11 protein-coding genes are annotated in these 26,420 nt (G+C 66.6%); 4 read left to right on the plus strand and 7 right to left on the minus strand.

Going from position 1 to position 26,420, the window contains the following annotated elements:
* Positions 1-4: 4 nt before the first annotated feature.
* The gene (locus tag B9N75_RS09555) at positions 5-859 is read left to right on the plus strand and encodes a phosphodiesterase (protein ID WP_085218590.1); all 855 of its coding nucleotides are present in this window, start codon (positions 5-7) and stop codon (positions 857-859) included.
* Between the two features lie 125 nt (positions 860-984).
* Here the strand turns inward: B9N75_RS09555 and B9N75_RS09560 are convergent, their stop codons facing one another.
* The 4 genes from B9N75_RS09560 to B9N75_RS09575 form a co-directional block, all read right to left on the minus strand.
* The gene (locus tag B9N75_RS09560; RefSeq protein ID WP_085219528.1) at positions 985-5,136 is read right to left on the minus strand and encodes a hypothetical protein; all 4,152 of its coding nucleotides are present in this window, start codon (positions 5,134-5,136) and stop codon (positions 985-987) included.
* A gap of 17 nt (positions 5,137-5,153) precedes the next feature.
* On the minus strand, positions 5,154-7,244 hold the full coding sequence (locus B9N75_RS09565; RefSeq protein WP_425292419.1) for a hypothetical protein: 2,091 nt from the start codon (positions 7,242-7,244) through the stop codon (positions 5,154-5,156).
* A gap of 9 nt (positions 7,245-7,253) precedes the next feature.
* Positions 7,254-9,083, minus strand: a complete 1,830-nt coding sequence (locus B9N75_RS09570) for a heme-binding protein (RefSeq protein WP_342039327.1) — start codon at positions 9,081-9,083, stop codon at positions 7,254-7,256.
* Positions 9,084-9,226: 143 nt separating this feature from the next.
* Positions 9,227-10,612, minus strand: coding sequence for a multiheme c-type cytochrome (locus tag B9N75_RS09575; protein ID WP_085218592.1), 1,386 nt, complete (start codon positions 10,610-10,612; stop codon positions 9,227-9,229).
* A 239-nt stretch (positions 10,613-10,851) separates the two neighbouring features.
* Here B9N75_RS09575 and B9N75_RS09580 point away from each other — a divergent pair, with 239 nt between their 5' ends.
* The 3 genes from B9N75_RS09580 to B9N75_RS09590 are packed head-to-tail and all read left to right on the plus strand — an operon-like array spanning position 10,852 to position 14,342.
* The gene (locus B9N75_RS09580; protein ID WP_085218593.1) at positions 10,852-12,498 is read left to right on the plus strand and encodes an acetolactate synthase large subunit; all 1,647 of its coding nucleotides are present in this window, start codon (positions 10,852-10,854) and stop codon (positions 12,496-12,498) included.
* 58 nt (positions 12,499-12,556) lie between these two features.
* Complete coding sequence (locus B9N75_RS09585) at positions 12,557-12,847, plus strand: GIY-YIG nuclease family protein (RefSeq protein ID WP_085218594.1); 291 nt, start codon at positions 12,557-12,559, stop codon at positions 12,845-12,847.
* 55 nt (positions 12,848-12,902) lie between these two features.
* Positions 12,903-14,342 (plus strand): aldehyde dehydrogenase family protein, encoded by a 1,440-nt coding sequence (locus B9N75_RS09590; protein WP_085218595.1) that lies wholly within the window; start codon positions 12,903-12,905, stop codon positions 14,340-14,342.
* Positions 14,343-14,461: 119 nt separating this feature from the next.
* Here B9N75_RS09590 and B9N75_RS09595 read toward each other — a convergent pair whose 3' ends face one another.
* The 3 genes from B9N75_RS09595 to B9N75_RS09605 all read right to left on the minus strand — a co-directional run bounded on the left by B9N75_RS09595 (position 14,462) and on the right by B9N75_RS09605 (position 26,197).
* Positions 14,462-15,154 (minus strand): cyclic nucleotide-binding domain-containing protein, encoded by a 693-nt coding sequence (locus tag B9N75_RS09595; protein WP_085218596.1) that lies wholly within the window; start codon positions 15,152-15,154, stop codon positions 14,462-14,464.
* A 64-nt stretch (positions 15,155-15,218) separates the two neighbouring features.
* Entirely contained in the window at positions 15,219-24,431 is a 9,213-nt protein-coding gene (locus tag B9N75_RS09600; RefSeq protein WP_157123785.1) for a beta strand repeat-containing protein, read from the minus strand.
* A gap of 11 nt (positions 24,432-24,442) precedes the next feature.
* Complete coding sequence (locus tag B9N75_RS09605) at positions 24,443-26,197, minus strand: ShlB/FhaC/HecB family hemolysin secretion/activation protein (protein WP_085218598.1); 1,755 nt, start codon at positions 26,195-26,197, stop codon at positions 24,443-24,445.
* Positions 26,198-26,420 lie beyond the last annotated feature (223 nt).

The raw sequence follows: 26,420 nt of genomic DNA on the forward strand, positions 1-26,420 counted from the left end.
CGCGATGCTGATCGCGCAGATTACCGACATCCACCTGGGCTTCGAGCCCAACAATCCTGCCGAGTTCAATCGCAAGCGGCTGGACAAGGTGCTCGCGCGCCTGGTCGCGACCAACCCGCGACCCGACATGCTGATCGTCAGCGGCGACATGGCCGACACCGGCGACGACAGCGCGTCCTACAAAAGGCTGCGCTCGGCGCTGTCGCAATTCCCGGTGCCGACCTATTTCTGCATGGGCAATCACGACAGCCGCGGCGCCTTCACCCGCTACTTCCCGCACATCCCGACCGCCGACGGCTTCGTCCAATATGCGGTCGATGATTGGCCGCTCCGCATCCTCGTCCTCGATACGCTGGAGGAGGGGCGGCACAGCGGCAATTTCTGCGAAACGCGCGCCGCCTGGCTGCGCGCGCGGCTGGCGGAGGCGCCGGACAAGCCGACGCTCATCGTCCTCCACCACCCGCCGATCGACAGCGGGCTGAGCTGGATGACCGAGAATCCGGAAGCCGAGTGGGTGCTCCGGCTGCGCACGATCCTAGAGGCGCAGGACAATATCGTCGCGATGGTCGCCGGCCATCTGCATCGGCCGGTGATGACGCAATGGGCGGGGACGCGGCTGATGGTCTGCCCGTCGACCGCGCCGCAGGTGGCGCTCGATCTCGCCGCGATCGATCCGGACAAGCCCGACGGTCGCGCCATGATCGTCGCCGATGCGCCGGGCTATGCGCTCCATCTCTGGAACGGTGCCTCGCTCGTCTCGCATTTCGACAGCGCGGAGGAACATACCGTGCTCGCGCGCTACGAGCCGGCGCTGCAGCCGCTCGTTCAGATGCTCGCCGCCGAACGCGCGATCGACTGAGCGCGCGTCGCTCCGGCTACCGTCATCCCGGCAAAAGCCGGGATCTCACCTCTTCTTCACAAGCTGAACGTCGAGCAGGTTCAAGATTCCGGCGTTCGCCGGAATGACGACCTGTGATGTGGAGCTCAGTTGCCGCCGCGCGCCGTGTTGCCGCTCGGCCCGACCCAATCGGCGAAGGTGCCGATGTCGCGCACCTTGTAGGGGAAGCCCTTGCGGTTGAGGAACAGCCGCTCCTGCTCGGTGCGGGTGAACGGCCGCGACCCGAGGCGCCCGAAGATCGCGATCTGGCCGCCGGTCTCGTCGACGCCGCGATCGCGGTCGAGGCCCTTGGAGAGCGACAGCGCCGGGCGCGGCGTCTTCGCCCAGGCGATCAGCTCGGGCTTGGGCGCGGGCGAGAAGCCGTAGACGTTGGGGGTGCTGGCGAAGGAGGTGAGCTGCACCACCTTCATCCCGTTCCGCCCGTCGGCGACATAGGCGAAGAGCGAGGCGTTGGTGGAGCCGACGATCACGTCCTCGACATCGTTCATCCGCCCGTCGAACGTCACCTTCTCGTAAATCGCGGGGCGCTCCGGATTGGTGATGTTGACGATCACCAGCCCGTCCTGCTTGCCCGCGACATAGGCGTAGGTGCGGGCAAGGTAGATCTTGCGCGCATCGGCCAGCGGCACGGTGGCCTCGGGGATGGGGCGGGGGCTGTCCATCTTCGTCACGTCGAAGACCTTGAGGCCCTCGCCATCGGTGACCCAGAGGTAGCGGAACTGGATGGCCGAGGCGCGCGCATCGGTCAGCGGCAGGTTCGCCGTCAGCCGCGGCTGCAGCGGATCGTTGAGATCAACGACGGCAAGTCCGGTCGCGGTGGTGATATAGGCGTAATGGCCGGCGAGCGTGATGTGCCGTGCGCCGGTCAGCACGCCGCCCTCGTTCCAGGTCACCGCGCGCTTGACGAAATTGTTGCGCGGCTCGCCGTCGGCGAACGTGTCGACGTCGACCAGGATCAAGCCCTCCACGCTGTCGGTGACGACGGCGTAGCGATAGAGCGGGTGGAAGGCCTGTTCCTCATTCTCGGGGAAGTTCTTCCGGATATTGTCGTTGCGCGCGACGCTGATCGACTGGTTGGTCGGCAGCGCCATGCAGGTCGCGTTGGTCGTCTTCACCTGCGGGTTGTGGCCCAGCGGCGAGAAGGGCGCGGTGATCATCCGCTCCGACGTGCCCTTGTTGCCCACGCTCGCGATGTCATAGACGCGGAAGCCGCCCTTGCCCTCGGCGACATACATATATTCGCCGCGCATCTGCAGGCAGCGGACCGCGCCCGCCGTGCCCTGGACGGTGTTGACGAACTGCTCCAGCGCCTTGGTCTCGCCGCTCAGTTTCTTGTCGAAGGTCTTGCCGCGGATCCAGTTCTTGAGCTCGCGCCCGTTGTCGCTGACGTGCATGCGCCAGTAATCGGGATAGGCGTAGCGGTGGAGGTTGGAACCGATCACCGACTGCGGCTCGTCCCATTCGGTCACGCGCGTCGCCTGGAAACCCTGCTCGAGCCCGGTGAAGGCGTGCATCCCGACGAAGTTCACGAAGTTCGTCCCGTGGAGCATGAGCTGTGCCATGATCGCATTGTTGTCGTTGGCTTCCGACAGGTGGCAATCGGTGCAGGTCTTGGTCTCGTTCTTGCGCACCGTGTGCGGGAAGTGCGGCGCGAACGCCTGGCTCGAGAAGCCCGCCGCGCTGATCGGCGGCTGCTGCACGTAGATGCGCTCGCGATTGACGTTGGTCGACGAAAGGATCAGCGCCGAGGTCGAGCGGATCGGGGCGATGATATTGCCCTTGGTCGTCTGGTGCCGGCCGAGCTGGAACATCTCGTCGCGCGCGACCTGCGGGTTGTAGGTCGCGAAGTTGCGCGTCTCCTGCTCGTCATATTTGTGCGTCTTGGTCTTCCAGTTCGCCTCGATCGGCAGGTGGCAGCCCGCGCATGAGGTCGTCCAGGAAAGGTGGCAGGTGAAGCAGGCCATCTCGTCCGGATCGTGCGCCAGATTCTCCTTGGCGACGCCGGTGCCGAATTCGAACTTGCCGGTATCCGCGCCGGTCTTGGACATGAGTTTGGCGCGCGCCGACTTCATATTGAAGTGCGGGCTGCCGCGATCGACGCTGTCCTTGACGAGGCTCACCTCCCATTCGAGATCGGGATCGACGATCGAGCGCTGGATGAGCGCGCGGGTGCCGTCGTCCTTCTCCACCCATTCGAAGCGGCGGCGGCCGTCTTCGTTGCGCAGCAGTGCGAGGTTGTTGCCCTTGGGCGGCGCGGCCGGGCCGGAGGTCAGCAGGTTTGGATAGGCGGTCGCGGTGCCGTGACAGTCCTTGCAGCCGATCTCGATCGCATTGGCGACCTCACCGTAGATGAAGCCGTTGCCGTGGCTGTCCTGCGCGAAGTGGCAGTCGGCGCACTGCAGGCCCTTTTCGGCATGGATGTCCATCATGTGGACCGATTTGCCCGGGTTGACCCCAGCGGGGACGAACAGGCCTTCGCCTTCCTTGCGGAACTTGTCGGGATCGTTGGGGTCGACGATCCGCGCGCCCTCGGTGCCATAGGTCGCCATATTGCCGTCCGCGTCGAGCAGATTGCCCTCGCGGTCCCGCTTGAAGATGGCGCGGAAGTTCCAGCCGTGGCCGTGATAGTCGGCGAACTGCGTGTCCTTGGCGTTGGGGTTCACCCGGTCATAGACGTTGCGCAGGAAATCGACGTCGCCCCACAGCCCCCGCGGCGCGGCGGCCTCGGGGTTGCGGTCGAGCACCTTGTGGACCTCCGCCGCCGTCGGATATTTCTGGCTGCGGAATTTCTTCTCTTCCTCCGGCGTGTTCGCGGGCAGCCGGTTCTCCGGCCCCGGCCACATCAGATCCGCATCGGATTCATAATCCCACATCGTGTAGCCGAGGTAGGAGTTCAGGAAGATGTTCGGCTGGTGCATGTGGCAGTTCATGCACTGCGCCGTCGTGATCGCGCGGGTGAAGACGTGGCGGATCGGGTGGCCCTTCTCCTTCACCATCTCGTGATTGGCATCCTTCGGCGCACCCGCGAGCGCGTCGCCGTCCTCGCCATGCGCACCGGGGGCCGGGGGATAGCCCTTGCCGCCCTTCAGCCCGCCGTGCGCGTCGCCCTTCGCCGGCTCCATCTTGTTGGCGATGGTGGGATCGACCGTCGCGGTCTGTCCGTCGCGGCCATATTTGGAATAGGTCAGGCTGTGTCGCGGCTCGCGGTCGTTGGCATAGACGACGTGACAGCCCGCGCAGCCCGAATGGCGATAGTCGCCCGGCTGGTCGTTTGTGCCCATCATCCACATGAACGGATCGTTGAGGCGCGTTTTGTGGACGTTGAGGATCGGGATCGCGACGCGCAGGCCGGTGCCGGGTCCGCGGTTGGACTGGCGGATGTCGGGCCGACCGGCCTCCTCCAGCCGCTGGATCGAGCCCGTGGGGTTGGGAAGGCCGACTTCGGCGAACTGGGTGTTGATGTTGCGTCCGCCGCGCTCGAATACGCGGAAGATGTCGCCCGGTGGCACGACGTGCCAGCTCGGCAACGGATAAAGCTCGGCGAGCACGCCGCGTGCCTTCTGCTCGGGCGTGATCTTGCCGGCCGGGCCGACGGGCGTCACGATCTTCGCGGCTTTGCCGTCGCGGGTATAGGCCTCGCCGAAGATGTAATTCTTGAACGGCGCGATGCCGTTGTTGTAGGCGGCGCCGCCCCACAGCATCGCGCCGGACGCCATCAGCGAACGCTCGGCCGCCTCGATCACCTCGATATGGCAGGCGCCGCAGGCATCGCGCGCGACGCGATAGTCGGACGGGTTGTTGAAGCGGATGAATTCGGCCGATTCCCGGTTGAGCAGCGTATAGCTGCGCTTCGGGTTGGCGCTGGACGGGAAGTGCCAGCTATCCGGATATTTGGGCAGCACGTGCGCCTGGTCGCGCGCCGCGACATAGGCCGGCGCGGCGTGATCGGACACATCCGCGGCCACGATCGACGGGTTGCCGCCGTGGCAGTCGACGCAGCCCAGCACCACCGCGGGCGATTTGTGCATCGTCGGCGCGTCGCTCGCGGTGTGGCACGAGACGCAGCCCTTGCTCTTGGCGTCCGCGTCGGCCCAATCCTGCGTGCGCGGCGCGGGCTCGGCGCGGACCAGGCTGTAGTCGCGCGAGACCGCGACTTCCTTCTCCGCGGCGCCCACCGGCGCGACGGCGAGCGTCATCAGCGCCGAAGCGGCGATCGCGATCCAGGACCGCGGGGGCATGGGATTGCGGAGGCGCATCAGTAGGTCAGGATCGCGTTGAAGAGGACGGAATAATAGCGCTTGTCGCGGTCGCGGTTCTCGAACAGGTCGCGGAAGCCGCTGCCCGGCTGGAGCACCGCCGCCGAGGCGCGGAAGACCACGTTCTGGATGAAGCTCGGCCGGTAGATGGTCGCCACCGACGCGTCCCAGCCGATGTCCTTGGGGATCGACCCTTCGGAGCGCAGCGTCTGCAGCACCTGCGTCTTGTGGAACCACAGATGGTTGAGGTTCGCGGAGACGCGGAACTCGGGCGTGATGTCGAAATCGGCGCCGACGCCGGCGAGGATAGTGCCGGGGTTGGCGAAGTTCGACTGGCCTTCCTCCTTGGAGGAGCGCAGCGTGTTGAGCACGCCGTTGCGCCCGTTGATCGAGATCGCGCGGCCGCCGCCGATGAACGGAATGGTCTGGCGGATCCAGTAGCTGGTGTCCGCGCCCGCGAAGATCGGATTCTCGAAGATCGCGTCGAAGCCGCGCTCGGTATCGTCGAACGGATCGCCGTCGCCGCTCGCGAACAGGAACGATCCGCGGAAGCGCGCCCAGTTGACGTCGTAGGACGGCTCGGCGGCGAAGAAGAACGAGCGGACCTCCGCCTTGCGGCCGGTGAAGACGTTGTTCCGGTCCGATCCCAGCGCGGCATAGGCCTGCGCGGAAAGGTTGACCCGGCCGACGCGCCCGTCGACGCCATAGCCGAGGTACACGATGTCGTAGTTGCGCGCCCTGAGGTTGCCGATCAGCGCCGGGCGGACCGGGAAGCCGTTGTCGTCGACCTGCACGTCGCCGCGCTCGCGGTTGATGTTCCAGGTGACGCTCGCCTCGCTGGTGAGGCCGACGATCGGGAAATCCTGGCGATAGACGTTGGCGTGCAGCACCCAATCCTGGCGCGGCGTCTGCGTAATGTCGTTGAGGCCGGAGTTGGTGTCCTTCTCCAGCCGCCAGATACCGATCAGATTATACTGGAAGCGGTTGTTGTCGCGGTTGCCGAACAGGCGCCACGCGAGCTGCTGATCGTTGAACAGGAAACCGCGGAAATCGAGCTGCAACGGCTGAATGCCGACGCGACCCGAATAGAAATCAAAGCGATCCGACGTATTCTTGAAGTGATAGTCGAGAAATGCCTCCTGCACGCCCAGGAAGGAATCGAAGCGCGTCGTCCCCTTCGTCGGCTCGATGAAGAGCACGCGTTTCTCGGGCACGTCGACATAGTTCATGTTGTAGGCGAGCGTCAGGCGCCACTCGACGTCGGGCGGCTTGTAGGCGGTCGATCCCTTGATCAGCGCCGCGCTGGCGATGAAGGTCTGCGCCAGCACGATGCTGTCGTTGCGGCCGAACACGTCGTTGCTGCCCGGCCGGTTGGGGAATTGGATGCCGACGGGAATCGGGAAGCTGCGCGGCTCGAACACCGAGTCCGACACGGCGCTCGCCACAAAGAACCACTCGTCGGTCTTGAGGCCGAGGAATTTGGGCGTGGCGCAGGGCTTGATGCCTTCGGCGCGGCGCTTGGCCTGCTCCTCGTCGGTCGGAAGGCAGAGCGGGCGGTCGCCCTTCAACGTGTTCTGGTTATACGGGTCCCACCACTTCTCCTTCACCACGCCCAGCGTCTGGATGAGCCGCCAGCGGTCGGGGATCGGGATATGGTCGGTCGGGAACGCCTCGGGCGGCGGCGCGCGCACCGCCCCGATATTGTTCTGCGTCTGCGCGTCGGGCAGCACTTCCTGATAGCCCGGGACGCGGCGCCCTTCGAGCAGCGGATCGTCGGCATTCGGGCCGCCCGGCGTCGGATTATATTCGGGCTGCTTGGTCCAATCGGGCGCGGGCGGTCCGGCCTCTACCGCCGTCGGCTCGGTAACTGGCGGCACTTCGGCCTGGGCAAGCTGCACCGGCGCGAACAGCTCGAGCTGCTCTGGCGCAACCGCTTCCGGCGCGGCGCTCCCCACGGGTGGCGGCGTCTCGGCAACCTGCGCGTCCGCCGGTGCCACCGGCGCCTCGGTGGTCACCAGCGTCGCCGTATCCATGTGCACGCCGCCAAGCGAGGCGGCGGCAAGCTGGAGGAGAGGCGCGGAGAGCTGCATCATCGCTGGCTATTTGCCCTGGCAGACATTCTGGTCGTTCGTGCCGATGAACGGCGCGAAGGGGCAGGCGATGAAGGTGAGCTGCTGGCCCTTGGGCTTGAGCTGATCCGAGCGGATGTTGAGCGCGGCGTTGCCGATTCCGCCCAGTTTCTTCGACGCATTGTCGAGGCCGAGGAAGGCGATCATGTCGCTCTGGTCGTCGCCATCGCCGGACGAGGCGACCGCGCCGATGAGCTGGCCGCCGCGATAGATGGGCACGCCGCCGGCGAAGAGCGTCAGACCGTTGTTGATGCGGTTGAAGCCGGGGCGCACTTCGGGTGACCGGGTGCAGGTCTGCGGCACGTCGGTCGGGCTCGCGCCGAGCACGAAGCCGACGTGCGCCACGATGTCGGGCGTGATCAAAGTCGACTGCAGCCCCGTCGAGAAGATGTTGAACCGTTCGGCCGGGATCGACAGCGGCCCCGGCTCGGTGCCGACTTGGCCGTCCGGATAGAAGGGCCGCGCGAGATTGCCGACCGCGCGGACGGAAAAGGCGGTCTTGCCGGTCAGCGCCGTCGGATCGCCCAGGAAGTTGCGGAACGCGCCGACATATTGCTGCACCGCCGGATTGGGGTTCGCCTGCAGATCGCCGGCCGCGGCCGGGTTGGAGAAGAAGACGGTGGTGCGCGCCTTCTGCGGCACTGCGTCGATCGCGTCGACCAGCGCGTCCGGCCCGCGGACGAGGCCGAGGATCTCGCCGAACGTATCGACGACGACGATCGTGTTCTGCGCGCGATTGTCGACCGGGCGGCGGACCTGCGCGCGCGCGCGGCGCTGGATGTCGAACGCCTCGACCAGGATCGTGCGGACTTCGGTTTCGCTGAGCGGTTGGCTAACCGCCGCGGCGTCGGTGCCGGCGCGCGGCGGGTAGCGGTTGTTGCCGAAGCCGTCGCTCACCACCCAGATATCGGAATCGCTATATTCGCTGGTCTTGGACGGGCGGATGCCCGACGCTTCCGATCCGTAGACCGTGCCCGGCTGGATGCCGAACGCGGCGTCATAATAGCCGCGGACCGATACGAGATTGCCGACGCTGCCGTTGATCGACGCGAAGGCGGGCGCGGTGCCGCTGCTCTTGAAGTCGTTCGGCGTCGCGTCGGACCAGCGCAGCAGCGTGCCGTCGATGCTGATCCGGTCGGCGCGGATGATCGGGTTCGGCTCGAACCCCCGCGTCGCCGCCAGCGCGATGATCTCTTCTTTGCTGTTGTCGTTGTCGCCATATTCGGTGTCGAGGCCGTAGACGCCGTCGCCCACCACCGCGACCGAGCCGACCACCGCGCCGTTCTTGTAGAGCGGGAAGGCGCCCGGATCGGCGCCGACGCCCAACGGACCGCGCTTGGTGCCGATGAAGCTGTCGGGCTGGCCGTAGCCGATGAACCGGCGCGACACGTCCGAGCAGGGAAGCTGGCTGAACTGCACGCTGAACAGCGGCCCGCTCTCCAGCCCGCGCGTCAGGCGAGAGGGCGGGAAGGTCTCCTGCACGATGTCGTTGGCGGTGCGGCTCGAGAAGGCGCCGCCCACCGACGAGAAGTAGGAAGAGGTCAGCGCCTTGGAGATGCCGCCCGCCAGCGCCGCCGGTGCCGGAAGCTGGAGGTTCTGGAGATCTGTGTTCTGCCCGTTCGGCGCGGGCGGGATGCGCAGCGTCAGGTTAGCGCCGTTCATCACGAACACGGCGAGTACGTTGCCGACGCGGTCGATGACGACGAAGCCCGAGGGCTGGCCCTGCGCCTGCGCTTCCGCCACGCCTTGCGAGATCACCTTCTCGATATCACTGACCGTAAGATTGGTGAATGCGGGCACCTGGAAAACGGTCGACGGTCCAGGCGTCGGGGCCGGGGTTGGTGCGGGGGTGGGGGCGGGAGACGGGGAACCGCCGCCGCCACCCCCGCACGACGCGAGCAGGAGCGAAGCGATCGCGACGAAACTGGCCGCATTACGCATGATTAACGAAGCCTCCGGATGGCCGCGGCGGCGCGGCCCAGGCTCGCGCGGAATTCGCGCGGCTGATAGGTGTTGGGATCGCGCACCGCGCGGTAGGCGCCGTTTACGTCGGCGCGGATGGAATCGGCGGTGCGATCGTTGATGTAGCCCGACGCGACGAGCGCCGAGAGCAAAGTGTCGGTCGCCATCACCGCCTGCACGCTGCCCGCATAATCGGTGAAGCGCGGGCTGATCGCCTCGCTGGTGATGCTGTCGACGATCGCAAAGGTCGCCTCGCGGCTGAAGGCGCCGCCGTCAAACGCATTGCCGAGCGCACGCACCGTATCGCGCAAAGTGCCGGCTGCCGCCACCGCCGATGCGCGGTCCTTGGCGAGCGCGGCGTGGAAATTGCGGCTGTCGCGATCGAAGCGCTGCGCAAGCTGGGGCGCCACCACCCGCGCCGCGGCCGAAAGCATGATCATATTCTCGTCGTTATAGGCGGGCATGCCGATCGGGATCGGGCGGCCGGGGTTCGGCACTGCGGTCGGCTCGAAATTCGGATTGTCCGAGATGCGCCGGTGGCAGGTGTGGCAATCGAAGAAATAGAATTCGGGATAGATGCCCTCGGTGCCGCGCGCCGGATTGACGAACAGGCCCAGCGACCGCTCCAGCGCCATCGCCTGGCCGACCGCCCAGGTCTCGACGCCATTCGGTCGGCGCTTGCGCTGCAGATAGTCCTTGTCGGTGTTGTGATGCTGCTGGAGCGTCGTGAACAGATCGAGCTCGAAGGCGATGCGCGGATGGCCCGCTGCCATGATCCGGTGGGTCACGAACTGGCCCTGGTCTGCGCTGCCGAAGTGGCAGTCGAGGCACGCGGCGGCGCGAGCCTTCGGCTGGTCGAGCGGGACGAGGCCGCGCGACACGTTGTTCGCATGCGTAGCGCCGACCGCATAATGGCTGGAAAGCCAGCCCGATGCCGGGCCGTGGCAGCTTTCGCAGCCGACGCCGTCGGAAAGCTGGAAGCGCCCGCCGCGAGCGCCAGATGGCGCGGGGGTCGCATGGCAGCCCAGGCACATCGGCGCCGTCGTCGCCTCGCCGATGCCGAGCCGCTGCGCGATCGCGCGCGACCGCGGTTCGGCGAGCACGCGCCACGCGCGGCTGTGCGCGCCGGAAGGCGATGATTCGTCCTGCCAGATCATGAGCTCGTCCTGCCGGACGATCGGGCCGTCGGCTTCGGAACGGCCGTGGCAGGTGGTGCCGCCGCACGTCGCGACGCCGACGAAACTGCCGCTGGTCGTCGGCTGCGCGATCGCCGCCGCGCCGTCAGGACGCCAGACGAGCGCAGCCAGGAAGGCGAGCAGCACGCCAGCCCCTCCGACCACCATCGCGAGATTGCGACTGCGATTCATGATGCCCCCCGAAAGCCGCTTTGACAGACGCAATGCGGCTGCAGCTCCCGCGGCAACTATGTTCAACTTGGGCCGCGCTTTCAAGCGACAACTCGCGTTTTGTGCGTGATGACAGCCCGCGCAAAGGCGGATACAGCTATTCGGCGAGGGGATTGGGGGATCGGGCGCCGTGCCGCAGCAGTCGGTGCGCGCGCTCTTCGCCGGTCCGGCAACAGCAATTGTCAGCGGAGACCGCGACCATGACGAAGGCGTCCGATCTATTCATCCAGTGCCTCGAAGAGGAGGGTGTCGAATATATCTTCGGCGTACCCGGCGAGGAGAATCTCGATTTCCTCGACAGTCTTTCGCGCTCCGACAAGATCAAGCTGATCCTGACCCGGCACGAGCAAGGCGCCGGCTTCATGGCGGCGACTTACGGCCGTCATACCGGCAAGACCGGCGTCTGCCTCGCGACCTTGGGTCCGGGCGCCACCAACTTCGTCACCGCCGCCGCTTATGCGCAGCTCGGTGGCATGCCTATCTTGATGATTACTGGGCAGAAACCGATCAAGAAGTCCAAGCAGGGCCGCTTCCAGATACTCGACGTCGTCGACATGATGGGGCCGATCACGAAATATACGCACCAGCTCGCCTCGGCCGACAACATCCCGAGTCGCGTGCGCGAATCCTTCCGTCTCGCGGAAGAGGAAAAGCCCGGCGCCACGCATCTCGAATTTCCCGAGGACATCGCCGAGGAGCAGACCGATTCGAAGCCGCTGAAGCCGAGCCTCGCGCGCCGGCCGACCGCGGACGAGAAGGCCGTGCGCGCCGCGGTCAAGAAGATCGAATCGGCGAAGGCGCCGGTGCTGGTGATCGGCGCGGGCGCGAACCGCAAGATGACCAGCCGGATGCTGCTCCAGTTCGTCGAGAAGACCAATATCCCCTTCCTCACCACCCAGCTCGGCAAGGGCGTGATCGACGAGACGCACCCCAAATTCCTGGGCTGCGCCGCGCTGTCGTCGGGCGATTACGTACACCGCGCGATCGAAGCGGCGGATCTCATCATCAACGTCGGCCATGACGTGATCGAGAAGCCGCCCTTCTTCATGAAGAATGGCGGCACCGAGGTGATCCACGTCTCGACCCGCTCGGCCGAGGTCGATCCTGTCTATTTCCCGCAGGTCGAGGTGATCGGCGACATCGCCAACGCCATCTGGCAGATCAAGGAGGACATCGTCCCCTCGGGCTCCTGGAATTTCGACCGGATGCTGAAGGCGCGCGCCGCCGAGGTCGAGCACACGAACGGCATGTGCGACGATCAGCGCTTCCCGATCTTCCCGCCGTGCTTGGTGAAGCAGGTGCGCGAGGCGATGCCGGCGGACGGCATCATCTGCCTCGACAACGGCGTCTACAAGATCTGGTTCGCGCGCAATTATCCGGCGCGCGCGCCCAACACCGTGCTGCTCGACAATGCGCTGGCGACGATGGGTGCGGGCCTGCCGTCGGCGATGGCCTCGGCGATGGTCTATCCGGGCCGCAAGGTGATGGCGATCTGCGGCGACGGCGGCTTCATGATGAATAGCCAGGAGATGGAGACCGCGGTCCGCCTGAAACTCAACATCACCGTGCTGATCCTCAACGACAACAGCTACGGCATGATCCGCTGGAAGCAGGCGAACATGGGCTTCGCCGATTGGGGCCTCACTTACGGCAACCCCGATTTCGTCAAATATGCCGAGGCCTATGGCGCCCACGGCCACCGCGTCGAAAGCGCCGAAGATCTGCCGCGCATCCTCAATGAATGCCTCAACACCGACGGCGTCCACCTGATCGATTGCCCGGTCGACTATTCCGAAAACGACCGCATATTGAACAAGGAGATCAAGGAACTGAGCGCGAAGGTTTGAGCCGCCTTCGCTTTGCATGTCATTCCCGCGAAAGCGGGAACCCAGAAGGGCGTCGCCGATGGCCCGAACCTATTGGGTGTACATCATGGCAAGCCGCCGCAACGGCACGCTCTATACCGGCGTGACAAGTGACATCGCGCGTCGTGTCATGGAGCATAAGAATGGCGCAACGGCCGGCTTCACACAGCGCTACTGTGTTACCCAGCTCGTCCACGCGGAAGGGTTCGAGAATGTCGACGAAGCCCTGGCACGTGAAAAGGCCGTCAAGAAATGGCGGTGTGCTTGGAAGCTGGAACTGATCGAGAAGGAAAATCCCGGCTGGCGCGATCTGTATGACCAAGTGATCTGATCGCCGCCGGCTGGGTTCCCGCTTTCGCGGGAATGACATTGAGGAAGTTGGAAGCATGACCAAGCTCAAGGACACCTATCCGCTTTATCTAGCCAACGAGGCGAAGCAGCCGAACGCCGATCTCGAGGTCACCGACAAATATACCGGCAAGGTGGCGTTCCGGGTCGCGCAGGCGGATGCGAAGACGATCGACGCGGGCATCGCCGCGGCGGTGAAGGCTGCAGAGCCGATGGCGCGGATGGCGTCCTACGAGCGGCAGGCGGTGCTCCAGCATTGCGTCGATCGCTTCACCGAACGGTTCGACGAGCTCGCTTATGCGCTTTGCGTCGAGGCCGGAAAGCCGATCAACGATGCCGAAGGCGAGGTCACCCGCCTCATCGACACTTTCCGCATCGCCGCCGAGGAATCGGTGCGGATGACGGGCGAGGTGCAGCCGCTCGACATCTCCAAGCGCGCGCGCGGCTATATGGGCATCTGGAAGCGCGTGCCGATCGGGCCGTGCAGCTTCATCTCGCCGTTCAACTTCCCGCTCAACCTTGCCGCGCACAAAATCGCGCCCGCGATCGCGGTCGGCTGCCCGTTCGTGATGAAGCCCGCGAGCCGCACGCCGCTGGGCGCGATCATCATGGGCGAGGTGCTCGCCGAGACCGATCTGCCTAAGGGCGCTTTCTCGATCCTGCCCGCGCACCGCGAAGGTGCCGACATGTTCACCGAGGACGAACGGCTGAAGCTGCTCTCCTTCACGGGATCGCCGGGCGTCGGCTGGGATCTGAAGGCCAAGGCGGGCAAGAAGAAGGTCGTGCTCGAACTCGGCGGCAATGCGGCGGTGATCGTCGACAAGGATGCCGATCTCGAGGACGCGGTCGCACGCATCATCTTCGGCGCCTTCTACCAGTCCGGCCAGAGCTGCATCGGCGTCCAGCGGATCATCATCCACGCCGACATCTACGATGCGCTGAAGGAGAAACTGGCCGCCAAGACGAAGACGCTGGTCGCCGGCGATCCGCACGATCGCAAGACCTTCGTCGGCCCGATGATCGATCTCAAGGAAGCGACCCGGCTCGACAATTGGATCCAGGAAGCGGTCGAAGGCGGCGCCAAGCTACTCGTCGGCGGCAAGCGCGACGGCGCGATGCTGGAGGCAACTCTGCTCGAAGGCGTCGATCGTTCGGCGACTGTCTATCGCGAAGAAGCGTTCGGCCCGGTCGCGATCCTCTCCAAGTTCGACGATTTCGCCGCCGCGCTGGACGAGGTGAACGACAGCAAGTTCGGCCTCCAGGCCGGCATCTTCACCCGCGACATCTTCCAGGTGCTCAACGCCTGGGACCGGCTCGATGTCGGCGGCGTGGTGATCAACGATGTCCCGTCCTACCGCGTCGACAACATGCCCTATGGCGGCGTCAAGGATTCGGGTCTCGGCCGCGAAGGCATCCGCTTCGCCATGGAAGACATGACCGAAATCCGCAACCTGGTGATCCGCCGCCGCGAAGGCTGAGGGGAGGACACGCAAGGCCCAACCGTCACCCTGAATTCGTTTCAGGGTCCATCTTGGAGACGGTCGCGATCGTCATCGACAAGGATGCTGAACCAAGTTCAGCATGACGGGCTTCCGGTTCAGGCCGCGACGCCGCCCGCTTCCGCCGCACGCTCGTTCGATGCGCGGAGCTTCGCCCGCAGTGCATCTGTGACGCCGCGCTCCAGCGCATGGCGCACGTCGCTGTGCGTTTCGACATAGGGCCGCAGCACCGAGGCGGGGGCGCACCAGAAGCGCGCCGGGCCGTCGAGCACCACCGTCGCCGTCGCGCGGTCGCCGGTCAGGATCGTTACTTCGCCGATCAGATCGCCGGGGCGGATCGATCCGACCTGCTTGCCCTGGCTCAGCACCTTGGCGTTGCCGTCGCTGAGGTAGAAGAGGTGGGTGACGTCCTCGCCCTCGCGGGTCAGAACTTCGCCGTCGCGGCCGGTGAGCCAGAAGCCCTGATCAAGCAGATGGCGCGCCCGCGGGCGGGGCAGGGGCGAGAAGACGCCCTTGGCCATCGCCTCCTCTTCGGGCGTGAAGCGGACGCGGCTGCTCTCGATGAAGCGCATCGCCATCAGCAGCATGCTCGCCGCCAGCAGCAGTCCCCACCAGAAGGCGAGCAACCCGCTGCCGGACACGGCCAGCGCATGGACGAGCCCGACCGCGCCGGCCGCCGCGATGAGCTGGCGCGAGCGGTCCTGCATCCGCACCACCGCGGCGCCGACCAGCAGCGCGAACGGCAATTGGCCGAGCAGCGCCGCGCCCGAAAAGACCGAACCGTCCGTCATGCATTCCCCCCGATGCCCGCGCGCGTATCATGCGCCGGACGGCGGCGGATGGGAAGCGTCACGCTCACGGCTGCGTCACCGGTCCTTCGTTGCCTGCGCCCGTCACCGGCGTATCGACCAGCGACTGGTTCTGCGATCCGCGCGTCTGATCGTTGATCAACGTGTCGTTGCCGCTGCCCGTCACCTGCGTATCGATCGTCGATGGCGGCAGGTTGGGATCGAACCCGCCGGGCAGCGACATGCTCCACAGATCGTCATTGCCCGCGCCCGTGACCGGCTCGTCGATCACCGGCGCGAACGGATAGCCGACGATGCGGATCAGCTCGTTGTTCGGCGCCGGTGGACGGGTCAGCGCGTCGTCCGAATCGTCCTCGTCGTCGAGCACGCGGTCGATCACGTCCTGCACCGGGATGATGATCGGCGGGAATTGCGGCTCCGGCTCGATCACAGTGCCGCAGTTGCTTCCGCCGATGATGCAACCGTTCACCGTCGAGCCGGCTGCGTAGAACGGAGCGCCCGGCGATCCGCCTTGCGCCTGCAGCCGCGCGATCAGTGCCGCGCCGGTGACCGTGCCGCCAGAGGTCACCTGCCGCCCGTTGAGGATCAGGTCCAGCGGCCGCTGGCCGAGATTGATGATCGTGAACCCGCCCTCGCCGGCGGTAAGGCCGGCGCGGTCGTCCGGGTTGGCCGAATTGGCGCCGCTGTTCTGGGTGTAGATGCCGTCCACCGCAGCGAGCCGGATCGCGCCCGCGCGGACATAGCCGTCGAGGTTCACCGGGCCGTCGTTGCGGCCGAGCCGCTCGTTGCGCGCCGCGATCGTGTTGAGCCCCGCAAGGTCTGCCGCGGCGGCACGCGACGACATCAGGATCGAGCGCGCCTGCACCTGGAAGGTCCCGGCGAGCGCATTGCCGTTGGTCATCCAGACGCTGCCCGAGCCCACGTCGAGGAAGAAGCGCTGGCCGCTGCCGATCGAAAGCACATTGTCGGCAGAGGCATTGTTGAAGCGCACGGCGCCGACCAGTTCGACATCGCCCGCATCCGCGATCGACAGACGGCCGGTGACGTTGGGGTTGTCCGCGTTGGCGCCGCGGATGTCGAGCGCTTCGATGCTGAGGCCGCTGCCGTCGCCGGTGAAGCTGATGTCGCGCGCGGCCAGCCGTCCGAACTCGGCATTGTCGAGCCGGTAGCCTTCGCCGGTGCCGCTGCCGCCGATTACGACGGGCGTGCCCGCACCGTTGGCGGTGATCGCAATGCTCTGCGTGCGGCCCGAAGTGCCGATCCGCCCATTCTCGCCGATCGCGATGTCGCGCGAGGCCAGCGTGATCCGAGCCGCATTGGTGGTGCCGCTGAACGACAGCACGTTGCCCGCATTGGCAGCGAAGGTGCCGCTCGCATCCGCGCTCGCCACCGACAGATCGTTGCCGGCGTTCAGCCGTATGTCGCCCGCCGTCGCGATGACGGACCGGACGGCGAGGTTCTCGACCGCATTCAGCGTGACCGCCTGTCCTGCCGCGTCGACATTACCCGTGGCGCGGAGATCGTCTGTGACGATGATCGCGCCGCGTTCGGCGCGGAGGTCCACATCGCCCGCCGCGTCGATCACGCCGATCGTAACGCCCGTCGCGCCGCTGGCGCCGAGGTTGCCGTTGGAGACGAGCGTGCCCGCGCTCACCGTGCCGCCAGCGTCGAGCAGGATCGCGCCCGCCGAATTGCCTTCGTTCAGCACGATGTTGCCGCCCGTCGCGATCGAGATACCGTTGCCGTCGGGGTCGATGGCGAGCGTGCCGATGCGCCGGCCGTCGCTGTTCTGCCCGCCGCCTTCGGCGGCCAGCGTCGTGACGCTCGTGCCGGTGAAATTGCCCCCGGCATCGGCCAGGAAATCACCGCGCACGACGATCGTGCCGACGTTGATATTCTGCACCGCGTTCAGCCGGATCGTGTTGCCAGCGTCGGCCTGCTGGAGGCCGATGTTGGCACCGGTCGCGGTGATGCCGCCGCCACTGTTGACGGAGCCAAGCGCGATGTCGCCCGCGGCAGTGAACGACGCGTCGCCGCCGACCGATGCGGAGGCGAGGGTGATGCCTGCCGAACTGTCGAGGTTCAACGACCCGCTCGTCGAGAAATCGCGGCCGCTGATCGAGCCGCCGGTCGTCGTCAGGTTGATCGCCTGACGGATCGCCGCGTCGTTGAGCGCGATGTCGGTCGCCGCGGAAACATCCAGCGTGTCGGCCGTCAACAGGCCAGCGCTGTTCACCGCGCCGGTCTCGGCGGTGAGGTAGATGCCGTCGATCGCCGTGCCGGTGTCGAGCCGCACGGTCGAGCCGGCGAGGCGGATGTTGCTGCCGTCGCCCGCGCCATAGCCGGACTCGCTCGCATCTTCGCCAAGGCCCGTCGTGGTCGCCGTGCCGAAGCTGATCGCGCCGGCCGCATTGGCCTCGATGTCATCGCCCGCGCGCGCGGCTACGACGTTGATGGCTCCGCCGCTGTCGAGCAGCACGTCGCGTCCGGCGGTTGCGCTCTGGATGACGATGTTGCCCGCGGCATTGACGATGACATCGTCGGCAGCGGTGAGCGTGCCGGCGTCAAGCGTGCCCGTGTCGATCGACACGAAGGTCGCCGAACTGGCGTTCTGCACATTGGTATTGCCCGTCGCCTCGATCGCAAGGCCGCCGAAGCCCTCACCGCTGAGCGACGTGCCGAAGGTGGTGATGCTGCCGATGTTCACGTCAGCGCCGCGGCCGAAGAAGCTCTCTGCCTCGCCGTCGTCCAGCGTCAGCAGCCCGTCCGCCAGCAGGGTGAGGCCGAAGTCGGCACGCGCAGTGCCGATATCAACCGTGCCCGCGTCGACGAAGATGCTGCCGCCGGTCAGCGAGTCGGCGGACGCGGTGCCGCCAGCGAACAGGCCGATGAAGCTGCCCGCACTTGCCGATCCGATCCGCACGTCGTCGCGCGCGTTGAGCGAGATGAAGCTGCCAGTCTGGAAATCGCCGCCGGTGATCGAACCGCCCGTGGTGGTGAGATCGATCGCATTGACGATGTCGAGGTCGTTCAGCGCGATGTTGGTCACTGCATTCACGGTCAGCGTATCCGCGCGGAGCAGGCCGGCGCTGTTCACATCGCCGCTGTTGGCGGTGAGGAAGATGCCGTCGACCGCATCGCCATTGTCGAGGCGTACCGTCGTGCCTGTCAGGCGGATGTTGCTGCCGTCACCTGCGCCATAGCCGGATTCGCTGGAATCCTCGCCGAGCCCGGTGGTGGTCGCGCTGGCGAAGGAGATGGCTCCCGTGGCGTTCGCCTCGATATCGTCGCCGGCTTGTGCCGTGGTGACCTGGATGCCGCCGCCCGATCGTAGCAGCACGTCGCGGCCCGCAGTCAGGCTCCCGGCGGTGATGTTGCCGGTGGAGTCGATGTCGACGTCCTCGCCCGCATCGGCGCTTGCCACTGTGACAGTGCCGGGCACCGCCCCGTCGTTGCCTGCCAGGAAGATGCTGCCGCCGGCGCTGAGCGCGTTGACCGCGATGCTATTGCCGGTGAGCAGCTCGAGATCCTCGGTGCTCGACAGCAGCGAATCTCCGGTTGTCCGGATGTCGCCCGCATTGACAAACAGCCCGTCCGCTTGGAGCGTCGGAACACCGCCCGATTCAAAGCTGTTAGACGAGAACAGCCCCCCGACGATGGCACTGAAGGTGCTCAACATGCTCGTCGTGCCGCCATTGGCCGCATCGACGTAGAAATCGCGCGGTGTCTGCACGGAGACCGGGCCACTGGCGGAAATCGTGCCGCCGTCGGTGGTGAAGCCTGAGGGCGCGACCGGCGTCGTCGTATCTGATCCGAACAAATTGATGTCGATCGCGCCGAACGCGATGTCGGAATCAATCACGTCGATGCGGATACTTCCTGTGGTCTCGGTGCCGCCGGACTCCCCGCCGCTTACAAGACTGGCATTGCCAAAGGTCACATTGCTGCGCGTGGTGCCGTTATTGAAGGCTGAGATCAGAATATCGCCGCCTGCCGCGTTGCCGCCCGCACCGTCGCCGGCATAGATGCCGAGATTGCTGAACCCGCCTTCGCCGCCGAAGCCCGAGAAGCCGATGCTGCGCAGGTTGAGGTCGGCCGGATTGCCATTGCCGCCGAGGATCGCACCGCCGACCACGCTGACGGTGATTGCTCCGCCGAGGCCGTTGCCGCCCGCGCCGCCGATGCCGCCGGCAAGGCCGCCGCTGTTCGGGTCGCCGTCGCCGCCACTACCGCCGCCACCGCCGCCGCCTTCCGCGGCGAACGAGATCGAATCGCCATCGCCGAGGATCAGCGTGCCGTCGTTGACCGACAGGATGATGCCGCCGCCGGTGCCGTTGCCGCCGGCGCCGCCCGCGCCGCCGATCGTGCCGGTGCCGTAGCCCGCATCATTGCCGCTGCCGCCCGATCCGCCGAAGCCGTTCACGGAGCCATCGTAGGAGGGAAGGGTGAGCGTCGCCCCGCCGGTCGCGGTCAGCGTGATTGTGCCGCCGGTGCCGTCGCCGCCGCGTCCGCCTGCAAGCGGGCCCGCGCTGCCTTCTCCGCCGGTGAAGCTCGATGCGCCCTGACCGCCGAAGCCGTCGGCGCCGATGTCGAGGCTGCCGATCGTGCCGGTGCCGCCGCTGGCGCGGATGATGACGTTGCCGCCGGTTCCTGCCCCGCCGTCGCCGCCCTGCTCGCCATTGTCATTGCCGTCGCCGCCGGAACCGCGGACGTTGATCTCGACCGCGCTTAGCGATTGTGTGCCGCCCGTAAAGTCGAGGGTGACGTTGCCGCCGGTCCCATTGCCGCCGGCGAGCGTTCCGACGCCGTCGTTGCCGCCGCTGCCAGATGCGTAGAGGCCGAGAAAGCTGGTCGTGACGCCGCCGCTCCCGGCGGCAATATTAATGTCGCCGCCCTGCGCGTCGCCGCCGCTGCCAATCCCGTAGCCGGACTCGGACGCCGTTGCTGATGCGTTCGCTACAACGCCATTTGTCGCGGTGATTTGACCCGTACCGATCAAGCTGTCGCTGACGGTGATGTTGATCCTGCCGCCCTGTGCCATCCCGCCCGAGATGTCACTGCCGCTGAATGTATAACCGGAGCCACGACCGGTTGCATCGAGGGCGAGGTTTGAGGCTTGAATGGTGCCGCCCAGTGCATTGACGTCGATCGTCCCGCCGATTCCACGCCCATCCACGCGCATGTCACCGGCGCGTCCGTAGGCGCTAACGACCGTTTCTTCGGTCGAGGTGATGAACCCGCCATCAAATGCATCGAGCGTCGCCAATCCACCGGTGGCATTGCCACCATAAGAGAAATCTGGGTTACTTTCCGAGGTAGCGGAGGCGTCGACGTCGATGCGCAACGCACTGATTGCGCCGCCGTTGGAGCGGATCCCTGCAATTCCACCCTGCGCCGCGTAAACGACTTCACTTACAGCACTCGCATCCGCGAGCAGCTGCTGTTCCACCGTCAGCGTGCCACCGGCGCTGACGACGATATTTGCGTAGCCGCCAGTGGCGCCGCCAGTCACGATCCCGTCTGGATCGATCGGCTGAGAGGCACGAACGGCTGCCGATCCGGCAACGGCGAACGTGCCACCAGTCATATCGAATTGCGCCGTCCCGCCGGAGCCGACGCCGGAAAATCGGCCAAACCCCGACGATCCGTTCGCTTCGATCAGCAGGTTGGTCTCGTCCGATGCGCCGGTAATCGCGATATTGCTGTTGAATACGCTAAACAACGCCGTGCCGCCGCTGCCCGATCCAGCGCCATCTAGGGAATTACCGCCGATCCCGCTGGCAGCAATGGTCAATCGCTCTGTCGTCAGCCCCAAATCACCGGCACTGAAATTGACGAACCCACCCGCACCAGTTCCGCCGTAGCCGTTGGGAGAATCGAAATTCGCCCCGCCTTCGCCGCCGATTCCGTTGGCCGACAAGGCTATCGTGTCGATCGCGACATTGTTGCCGGTGGCGTTGAAGAAGACCGTGCCGCCTTGGCCGAAACCGCCGGTGCCGTCGTTGAAGCTGAAGTCGCTCGTGTCAAACTCGACAAAATAGCCGCGGCGCGCGACCGCGCCGCCAGTGGCGTCGCCCCACTGGCCACTCTTGTCGAAGACGATGTAATTTTCGGCGCCACCGAGATTGTCCGGCTGGCCAGGCGCCCAGTTGGTGAAGCCGAGCGGATTGCCGGCTTCCGATCCGCCGCGCCAGGTGAAAGTGCCTTCGCTTCCGGCATCGCTGCCGCCGAGCCACATGCCGTCGAGATTTTCGTAATAGGAGAGATAAAGCGCGAGCAGAGCATTCTCTTCGGGCGAATTGATCGCCGCGAGATAGCCGGTCGATTGGCCGTTCCCATATTGCTGTGCTTCCGCCAGCGCTTCGTCCCAACTCCGCGACGATGTGATCACGAAATAACTGTGATCGTCGGTGAAGAAATTGTCCCCCGCGCCTCCGCGGCCGCCGGTACCAGTGGCGCTCGCTGTCAGGTTGGAGGAGATGAGGTCGTCGCGCAACAGGTCGACGAACACGGTGCCACCCGAGCCCGTGCCGCCGCTGCCGCCGAACCCGCCGATGCGGTCGTCGCCCACAGCCGCATCGCCGCCCCGGCCGCCTTGGCCGGCGGCACTGAGATTGATCGAAGCGATATCGATAGGCGTGCTGCTGCTAAGCGTGACGAAGCCGCCGCGGCCCGTTCCGCCAAAGCCGCCGTCGGCGCGGCCTTCGCTGCTGACGCCATCTCCGCCGCGGCCGCCCGTGCCGGAAGCATCCGCAAACAGCGATCCGACCGCGCCCGTCCCGCCCGTCAGCGCCACGTTGATCGTGCCGCCGTTGCCATCCGCGCCGCCGAGGCCGTAGCCGTCGATACCGACACCGCTCGCGCCGCCGCGTCCGTTCGCTGTCAACGTCGCGGTGCCGATCTCGACCGTGCCGCCCTGGAACCCGAGATTGACGAGCCCGCCGCTGCCGCTGCCACCCAGGTCCGTGCTCGCGCTGCCGCCGGTGCCGTTGGCGGTCAGATTGAGCGTGCCGATCGAACTGTCGCCGCCGACGAAATTGAGGTTGATCGTGCCGCCTTGGCCGGAGCCGCCCGCGGTCGGCATATCGGGATCGTCACCGGGAAGGCCGTTGCCGCCCGATCCGCTGACGTCCAGCGAGAGGTCGCCGGCGACGAGGCCTGCGCCGCCGATGTCCATGTTGATGGTGCCGCCGGTGCCCCCGGCCGCCGCCGCCAGCGCAAAGAAGCTGCTCGACCCGCCTTCACCGCCGAAGCTGTTGCCATTGCCGCTGGCGTCGATTGTGAGAAATCCGCCTTCGCCGCTGCCGCCGCCTTCGCCGCCGGAAAAGACGTCGATCAGCCCGCCATAGCCATCCTCGTCGGCGGTGGTCCGGACTGTGACGATACCGCCTTCGCCAAGACCGAGCGTCGAGGGGCCATAGCCCGACTCGGTCTGCATTTCGCCGCCGGTGCCCGATGCGTCGAGGCGATAGCCCGGTGCGCTGAGATATCCTCCGTCCGCCGCCAGCGTCACCGATCCGCCGAAGCCGCCGCCAGGCCCGGTCGAGCCATTGCCGCCTTCGCCATAGGCATAGACATAGGTTTCGATGCTGGCGTTGATGCTGCCACCGTTTGCGGCCCTGAGCGTCGCGCTGCCGCCGGTGCCGTCCCCGCCGCGGCCGCCAAGCGAGCTGCCGCCGAAGCCGTTGGCGATCGCATCGGTGTAATTGGCGAAGATCTCACCACCCTGATCGGCGATGATGCTGGCGGTGCCGCCGGTGCCCGATCCGCCGTTTCCGTCCGCATCCACGCCGCCGCTGGCCGAGGCATTGACCTCGATATAGCTGGCACTGATCGACGAGCCGTTCTCGGCGATCACACTTGCCGTGCCGCCGGTCGCGTTGGGATTGTCGGTCGTGCCGTTGGCTGTCGCGTCGAGCTCAATGCCGCCATTGGCGTTGATCACGCTGCCGTCGCGTGCGGCAAGACTGGCGCTGACGGGGCTGCGCAGCCGTATCGCGCCGCTCGCGTTGACCTGGCCGCCGCTGAACGCCGTCACGCTGGCGTCGCTCAGGCCGGTCACGGTCATCGTGCCGCCGGCGGTGATGCTGTTGCCGAGGCCCGATGCGGTCAGGCTCGCTGCACCGAGGCTGTCGACGGTGAGGGCGCGGCCGAAAGCCACCGAACTCGAAGTTACGACCGAGACATCGCCGGTCGCCCGGATGGTCGTGTCATATGCGACGCCGCTCCGATTGCCGGTGCCGTAGCTGCCACCGTTGACGTCAATGTTGACGGCGCCTGTGCCCACGCGCACATTGTTCTCGGTGAAGTCGTATCCGCCGGACAGGATGATGCGGCCCGTGCTGTCGAGCGACGCTCCGCTGGCGGCGTTATAGGTGACCGCACCGGTAACGAGCATCGTCACCGCGTCGTTCTTCGGCACCGCGACCATGATCGCGTCGCGCGTCGAGCCCACCGGTGTGCCGTAGCCCGTCTCGAGGATAGTGGTGCCCTCGTGCACGACGGCGGCGTCTTCGGTCGTCGTGCCCGTAGCGGCGGTGCCGCCCAGCGCGTTCGAGAAGCTGATGTCGAACAGGCTGCCCGAAATGCGGATATCGACCTGCTCGGCGGCGACATAGGCCGCAGATCCCTCGACCCGGACACTCCCCCCCTGGCGGACCCGTGGCGCGACCAGTGCGACGTAATTGTTTCCGTTCGTGCCGAGGCCGGCATTGATCTCCGCGCCGGGCTCGATCACCACAGCCGCGTTGCTATTGCCACGCGCGAAGGTGAAAGTGTCGCTGCCCGCTTCAAACGCTGCAAAGTCGGTGAGGTCGTTCGCCGTCAGCAACAGGCTGCCGACGTTGAACTGCGATCCGTTGCCGGCGATCACGCCCGTCGGGCTGTAGAACCACACCTGGCCGCCGCGGACGCCATTGACGGTGCTGTTGACGGTGCCGTCCAGCCGGACGGCCAGACTGTTGTCGGTCGGCAGAATGCGGTTGAGGACGATATAGTCGTTGGTGCCGCTGTAATTGACCGTGTTGCCCGAAGGGAGGGCGGTCGTCGGCGCATCGTTCCAGTTGATGATCGTGCGCGGCGCGATGCCGGTGATGTTGCTGGGATCCGTATCCACGTCCGCGCTGCCGCGGACCACCGTCGGCGTGCCGAGCAATTGCGCCGCGGCCGGCGGCGTCCACGCCAGTGTCGCGATCGCGGCGACGGCGCAGGACGACAGCAGCGATTTGCGGCGGATCATCGGGAGGGCTCGGCTCGACATGGTCATCGTCCTCAACGGCTCCACGGCACGAGGCGTGTCGTGAAGGAAAGCAGCACGCGGGCGTCGCCGCGGTCGGTCTGGAGGCCGGCGCGCTTCAGCGGCACGGCCAGCGAAAGATCGAGCCGCGCGCGGTCGCCCCAGGAAGCGCGGACGCCCGCGCCGGCGGAATAGAGACTTTCGGAGCCCGGGATGCCGTCGTCGTTGTTCCAGACGCGCGCGGCGTCGAAGAAGGCGTAGGGTTGGAAGGCGAGGCTGTTGGCACCCTGCGGCACGATCGCGCCGCCGCGGATTTCCGCCTGCAGCCCGACGCCGCTGTCGCCGACGATCGTGCCCGGATCATAGCCGCGGCCGACGGTGTAGTTGCCCGCCGAGAATTCCTCGAACGCATAGAGCGGATCGCCGCTAAACTGTGCGCGCGGCGAAAGCCAGAAGGAGATTTCGGGCGACACGCGATATTCGGCATAGGCGCTGCCGCGGATCGTGGTGCTGGTCGAATCGCCCGGCACGCGGCTCGGCTGGATGATCGCGCCGGGCACGAAGCGCGTCGCGTCGAAGATGTCGAGGCCCTGGCGCAGCTCCAGCGAGCCGCCGGCGCGCCAGCGCGGCGCGGCGATCGAGAAGTTGCCGGTGCGCCCGATGCTGCCCGGGTCGGTCGCGTCGAAATCGAGCCGGACGAAGGCGACGCGCAATTTGTCGCGGTTCAGCGTCGTACCCAGGATGTCGATTTCCTGGTTGATGAAGTCGAGCCCCGCCGCGCCGATCAGATTGCCCTGCTGCGAGCGGACGAACGGATAGCTCATCTCCGCGGTGGCGAGCAGGGTGCGCGATTTGATGTCGAGCGCCGGATTGCCGCTCGGGTCGGTCCACGCATAGGTGAAGCGCCCGGCCAGCCGCAGCCCGTCCGGCCCGATGCCGAATTCGTGGGCGAGCTGGAGCACCTGCTGCTCCTCGAAATCGGCGGTCGAGAAGAAGCCGATCGTGGTGCGGTCGCCAAGCCCCGTGAGGCCGTTGAACTGGGCACGCAGCAGCCCGCCGAAACGGCCGACGTCGCGCGATCCGTAATTCTGGACGTTGAAGTCCACTTCCACCGGCGTGTAGGCGACCGCGACTTCGGCGACGACTTCGCCGGGCTGGGTGCCCGCCGGGCGCAGCGTCATGCGGATGTCGTATCCCGGCATGTCGCGGGCGAGCAGCAGGTAGCGCTCCGCCTCGCGCTCGTTGAACACCGGCATGTCCTTGATCGCATCGAGGAAACCGGCGATCCGCCCTTCCGACCGGCCCGCGTCGCCGCGCACCTGCACCTGCACGATCTTCGCCATCAGCACATCGAAGCGGACGTTGCCGTTCTCGATCTCCTGCGGCGGCACCTGCACCGCGGCGAGATAGCCCTCGCGGCGGAGGATGGTCGCGGCGCGGTCGCGGATTTCGCAAACTGTCGCGATCGGCACCGTCTGGCCGACATATTCGGCATAGGCCGGGCGCAGCAGCTCGGGCGGGACGCCGGCGAGCTGGTTGAAGCTCACGTCGCGCACGGTGAAGCTGATGTTCTGATAGTCGGGCGCGGCGAGCGGGCAGGGCGCGCGTTCGACATCGCCTTCCACCGTCAGCCGCGTGCGCGGTGCTTCGGTCGGACGGAACTCGGTGCGCTCGACCTCTTCGCGCGTCGGCGCGAGATTCCCGGGGACGGCCTGCGCCATCAGCGGCGACGCGACGGAGGCCATCGCGGCGGCAAGAACCAAGGCCTTCGGCCGGCGCACAAACTTCATCCCCACCTCCCCGGCCGGAGGGTCCGCGGCACCGGAAGGGGCGGAGGGTACGGGAACGCCGTCAGGCGCCCGGCACCCGTCCTTGCCGTCCAGGCAATCGAACGCGCTCGCGAGCCAAAACCACCACGCCGGGCGACCGCGCCGCCCTTCCATCATTGCATGAGGATGCGGACCTTAGGCCGTCATCCCGGTAATCCCACCCAAGGCAAACCCATGGAATCGC

The organism is Allosphingosinicella indica (assembly GCF_900177405.1).
In the GTDB taxonomy this organism is placed as follows: Bacteria; Pseudomonadota; Alphaproteobacteria; order Sphingomonadales; family Sphingomonadaceae; genus Allosphingosinicella; species Allosphingosinicella indica.